Origin of the sequence: Pseudomonas sp. 2VD (assembly GCF_005503585.1) — a bacterium.
Taxonomy (GTDB): domain Bacteria; phylum Pseudomonadota; class Gammaproteobacteria; order Pseudomonadales; family Pseudomonadaceae; genus Pseudomonas; species Pseudomonas aeruginosa.
The window spans coordinates 1-4,690 of sequence record NZ_SCND01000423.1 but is presented as its reverse complement, the minus strand read 5'-3'; the positions used below and the strand labels follow the sequence as shown (position 1 = coordinate 4,690).

6 protein-coding genes are annotated in these 4,690 nt (G+C 67.0%); 5 read left to right on the top strand and 1 reads right to left on the bottom strand.

Annotated features, from left to right (window positions below; translation table 11 throughout):
- Positions 1–193: hypothetical protein (locus FFS27_RS28765; RefSeq protein ID WP_137952378.1), on the top strand; the 193-nt coding region annotated here is incomplete at its 5' end.
- A gap of 311 nt (positions 194–504) precedes the next feature.
- A complete protein-coding gene (gene putP, locus FFS27_RS28760; RefSeq protein WP_003085592.1) occupies positions 505–2,025 on the top strand; it encodes a sodium/proline symporter PutP in 1,521 nt (506 codons plus the stop codon).
- A gap of 144 nt (positions 2,026–2,169) precedes the next feature.
- On the opposite strand, the gene FFS27_RS28755 is transcribed toward putP, so the two are convergent.
- Positions 2,170–3,099, bottom strand: a complete 930-nt coding sequence (locus tag FFS27_RS28755) for a LysR substrate-binding domain-containing protein (RefSeq protein ID WP_073665519.1) — start codon at positions 3,097–3,099, stop codon at positions 2,170–2,172.
- 126 nt (positions 3,100–3,225) lie between these two features.
- Here FFS27_RS28755 and azoR1 point away from each other — a divergent pair, with 126 nt between their 5' ends.
- The 3 genes from azoR1 to FFS27_RS28740 form a co-directional block, all read left to right on the top strand.
- Positions 3,226–3,864 (top strand): FMN-dependent NADH-azoreductase AzoR1, encoded by a 639-nt coding sequence (gene azoR1 / locus FFS27_RS28750; protein ID WP_021264288.1) that lies wholly within the window; start codon positions 3,226–3,228, stop codon positions 3,862–3,864.
- 9 nt (positions 3,865–3,873) lie between these two features.
- Positions 3,874–4,179 (top strand): DMT family transporter, encoded by a 306-nt coding sequence (locus tag FFS27_RS28745; protein ID WP_003103070.1) that lies wholly within the window; start codon positions 3,874–3,876, stop codon positions 4,177–4,179.
- Positions 4,180–4,234: 55 nt separating this feature from the next.
- A partial coding sequence (locus FFS27_RS28740; protein ID WP_171019250.1) for an AAA family ATPase occupies positions 4,235–4,690 on the top strand: 456 nt, incomplete at its 3' end.

Sequence of the window (4,690 nt, the reverse complement as noted above, 5' to 3'; positions counted from 1 at the left end):
CTACATCAACCGCAACCAGATCGGCGCGGTGGTGGGCGTGCAACCGTTCGGCGGCCACGGGCTGTCCGGCACCGGTCCCAAGGCCGGCGGGCCGAACTACCTGCTGCGTTTCGTCAGCGAGCGCACCACGTCGGTGAACACCACCGCGGTGGGCGGCAACGCGTCGCTGCTGTCGCTGGCCGACGCCGAGTGATACTCCGTTCCCGGGCGCCTTGGCGCCCGGGTCGGTTTCCGGGGTTCGCCGTGGCGGACGCCGAGGGAAATGACCGCCGTTCCGGTGCGTGCCCGGAGCGGACCATAAAGGACGATTTTCCCTGCCCGACAGGGGAGGGATCGTGAGGCGTGGGCCTGTTCGGACTCGTTTGAGGCCACCCACGTTTCCGGCTTGCTCCGGCAAGCGCTCACGGAGTGACGCCACAAGCGCCATTCTGCCAACCAAGGGCCCGCTACCCGTTGCTTGCACACGCAAGGGCCCGGATAAAAACAAGCAATAGGGGAGTCCCTATGAGTGTCAATACGCCCACGCTGATCACCTTCGTGATCTACATCGCGGCCATGGTCCTGATCGGCCTGGCGGCATATCGCTCCACCAACAACTTCTCCGACTACATCCTCGGCGGCCGCAGCCTCGGCAGCTTCGTCACGGCGCTGTCCGCCGGCGCCTCCGACATGAGCGGCTGGCTGCTGATGGGCCTGCCCGGCGCGGTGTACCTGTCCGGCCTGTCCGAAAGCTGGATCGCCATCGGCCTGATCGTCGGCGCCTACCTCAACTGGCTGTTCGTCGCCGGCCGCCTGCGGGTGCAGACCGAGCACAACGGCAACGCGCTGACCCTGCCCGACTACTTCACCAACCGCTTCGAGGACAACAGCCGCCTGCTGCGGATCTTCTCGGCCCTGGTGATCCTGGTGTTCTTCACCATCTACTGCGCTTCCGGCATCGTCGCCGGTGCGCGCCTGTTCGAGAGCACCTTCGGCCTCTCCTACGAGACCGCGCTGTGGGCCGGCGCCGCGGCGACCATCGCCTACACCTTCATCGGCGGCTTCCTCGCGGTGAGCTGGACCGACACCGTGCAGGCCTCGCTGATGATCTTCGCGCTGATCCTCACCCCGGTGATCGTGATGCTCGCCACCGGCGGCGTCGAGCCGACCTTCACCGCCATCGAGCTGAAGGACGCGACCAGCTTCGACATGCTCAAGGGCGCCTCCTTCATCGGCGTGATCTCGCTGATGGCCTGGGGCCTGGGCTACTTCGGCCAGCCGCACATCCTGGCGCGCTTCATGGCCGCCGATTCGGTGAAATCGATCCCGGCCGCGCGCCGCATCTCCATGACCTGGATGATCCTCTGCCTCGGCGGCGCCGTGGCCGTGGGCTTCTTCGGCATCGCCTACTTCCAGGCGCATCCAGAGCAGGCCGGCGCGGTCAGCGACAACCCCGAGCGGGTGTTCATCGAGCTGGCCAAGATCCTGTTCAACCCGTGGGTCGCCGGCGTGCTGCTGTCCGCCATCCTCGCCGCGGTCATGAGCACCCTGAGCTGCCAACTGCTGGTCTGCTCCTCGGCGCTCACCGAGGACTTCTACAAGGCCTTCCTGCGCAAGGGCGCCAGCCAGCTGGAACTGGTCTGGGTCGGTCGCGCCATGGTGCTGCTGGTGGCGGTGATCGCCATCTGGCTGGCCGCCAACCCGGAAAACCGCGTGCTCGGCCTGGTGTCCTATGCCTGGGCCGGCTTCGGCGCCGCTTTCGGCCCGCTGGTGCTGTTCTCCCTGCTGTGGAAGCGGATGACCCGCAACGGCGCGCTGGCCGGCATGATCGTCGGCGCGGCGACGGTGATCCTGTGGAAGAACCTGTTGGGCTGGACCGGCCTGTACGAGATCATCCCCGGCTTCCTCTTCGCCAGCGTCGCCATCGTCGTCTTCAGCCTGCTCGGCAAGGCGCCTTCGACGAGCATGCTCAAACGCTTCGACGATGCGGAGCAGGAGTACCGCGAGGCGCACCAGGGTTCCGCCGCTCCGGTAACCCAGCGCTGATCGAGCCTGCGGGCGGGTGAAGCGCCCGCGCATGGAGACGGCCCGCCCCGCAAGGTGCGGGCCGTCGTTTTTTCCGGCGGCTGCTGCGCCTCTCCGCGCAGGACGGATAACGGCAGCCACGTTGTCCCTGTCCCGCCGCGCCGCTCAGGCGTCCCGCTCCAGCCGGCAAGCGTGCCCCGACTGTCGTGCCTCCAGCCTCAGCCATTCGAAGAATGCCTTCACCGGCGGATGACGTTCCCGTCCGGGCACGCATAGCGCGCTGTAGCCGGCGCCGTCGACACTGATATCCGCTCTGTAGGGTTGCAGCAGGCCGCTGGCGACGCTTTCCGAAACCAGGATCGAACTGGCCAGCACCAGTCCCTGGCCGGCGATGGCCGCCTGCAGGGCATAGTGCTCCTCGTCGTATTGGCGGATCACCGGCTGGCCCTCCATCCAGTTTTCGCCGGCCTGCGCGCACCAGGCCTCCCAGCCGTGGGCGTAGAGCCTGGAGTTGTGCCAGCGCACGCTGATCAGGGTCGGCTGCCGTTCTCCGGCCAGGGCGACCTGGGCCGGCGAGCCATAGACCGCGAAGCATTCGTCGAACAGGCAGAGACCGTAGAAGTTCGGGTAGTCGTCGAGGCTGTAGCGGATCACCAGGTCGATGCTGGCGTCCTGGTGCAGGTCGAGGACTTCGCAGTTGGTGTCCAGGCGCAGGTTGATCTGCGGGTGCGCGGCGTAGAAGCGGCCGAGACGCGGCACCAGCCAGAGGGCGGCGAAGGCCGGGGTGGTGGAGACCGTCAGGTTGCCGCCGCTGCGCTGCGGACGCAGCGTGTCGACGCTCTGCGAAATTTCCAGCAGGGCCCCGTGCAGGCTGCGGAACAGCCGTTCGCCGCAGTCGGTCAGGCGCACTTTCCGTGGCAGACGCTGGAACAGCGGAACGCCGAGCCAGGCTTCCAGCGAACGGATCTGGTGGGAAACCGCGGTTGGCGTTACCGCAAGCTCCTCGGCGGCGGCCTTGAAGCTCGACTGACGGGCCGCCGATTCGAAGGTGCGCAATGCGGTCAGCGGCAGGGAAGCGAACATTGGAATCTCCATGGATGAACTGAATTCATCCTGAACAACTATTGCTCATTTGTCGGGAACCCCCGCTGCCAATAATTTCTGGCTCAAGGCGAAGGGGCTTGAGGTCATTCGAGTCTAGCCGAATCCAAGGAGATACAGATGAGTAGAATTCTCGCAGTGCATGCCAGCCCGCGAGGCGAGCGCTCGCAGTCCCGGCGTCTCGCCGAGGTTTTCCTGGCGGCCTATCGCGAAGCCCATCCGCAGGCCCGCGTGGCGCGCCGCGAAGTCGGCCGGGTACCGCTTCCGGCGGTCACCGAGGCCTTCGTTGCCGCCGCCTTCCATCCCCAGCCGGAACAGCGTTCGCTGGCGATGCAGGCCGATCTGGCGCTGAGCGACCAACTGGTCGGCGAACTCTTCGACAGCGACCTGCTGGTGATCTCCACGCCGATGTATAACTTCAGCGTGCCCAGCGGCCTGAAGGCCTGGATCGACCAGATCGTGCGCCTCGGGGTGACCTTCGATTTCGTCCTCGACAATGGCGTCACCCAGTACCGGCCGCTGCTGCGTGGCAAGCGTGCGCTGATCGTCACCAGTCGCGGTGGCCATGGCTTCGGCCCGGGCGGCGAGAACCAGGCGATGAACCACGCCGATCCCTGGTTGCGCACCGCGCTGGGTTTCATCGGCATCGACGAGGTCACGGTGGTCGCGGCGGAAGGCGAGGAATCCGGCGGCAGGTCCTTCGAGGAATCCTGCGCCGAGGCGGAACAGCGCCTGCTGGCGCTGGCGCGGTCGGCCTGAGGAGCCGCCATGGCCTGGTTCCATCTGCTGGTGGCGGCGGCCTTCGAGGTCGCCTTCGCCATGGGCATGAAGTTCTCCAACGGCTTCGGCAGACTCTGGCCGTCGCTGCTGACGGTGGTCGCGGCGATCGGCGGGATCTATTTCCTGACCCTGGCGCTGCGCGAGTTGCCGGTCAGCGTCGCCTATCCGATCTGGACCGCGATCGGCTCGCTGGGCACGGTGTTCCTCGGCGTCCTGCTGCTTGGCGAAAGCCTGACGGCGGTGAAGCTGGTTTCTGTCGGGTTGATCGTCGCCGGGGTGGCCGGGCTCAAGTAAGCGATGCGGCATTTGGCCTACAATCGGCCGCGTTTCCGTTCCTTCGAGAGCAGCTATGCTGACCACCCTGGCGGTGTCCAACTACCGCACCCTGCGCGACCTGGTGATGCCGCTGCGGCGCCTGAACCTGATCACCGGCGCCAACGGCGCCGGCAAGTCCAACGTCTACCGGGCCTTGCGCCTGCTGGCGGACAGCGCGCGCGGCGAAGTGATCCCGTCGCTGGCGCGCGAGGGCGGCCTGCCATCGACCCTGTGGGCGGGACCGGAGGACATCAGCCGGGCCATGCGCAGTGGCGCCCAGCCGATTGAAGGCAGCGTGCGCCGGCAGTCGGTGAACCTGCGCCTGGGCTTCGCCGGGGAGGATTTCGGTTATTGCATCGACCTCGGCCTGCCGGAGCCAAGCCAGAGCAAGTTCGGTCTCGACCCGGTGATCAAGCGCGAATGCATCTGGGCCGGCCCGTTCCTGCGCCCGGCCAATGTCCTGGTCGACCGTCGCGGGCCGTTGTTGCGC

Excerpts from the sequence above, each read along its gene's own strand:
- FFS27_RS28755 (WP_073665519.1), bottom strand. The coding sequence starts at position 3,099 with ATGGAGATTCCAATGTTCGCTTCCCTGCCGCTGACCGCATTGCGCACC.
- FFS27_RS28745 (WP_003103070.1), top strand. The coding sequence starts at position 3,874 with ATGGCCTGGTTCCATCTGCTGGTGGCGGCGGCCTTCGAGGTCGCCTTC.
- putP (WP_003085592.1), top strand. The coding sequence starts at position 505 with ATGAGTGTCAATACGCCCACGCTGATCACCTTCGTGATCTACATCGCG.
- azoR1 (WP_021264288.1), top strand. The coding sequence starts at position 3,226 with ATGAGTAGAATTCTCGCAGTGCATGCCAGCCCGCGAGGCGAGCGCTCG.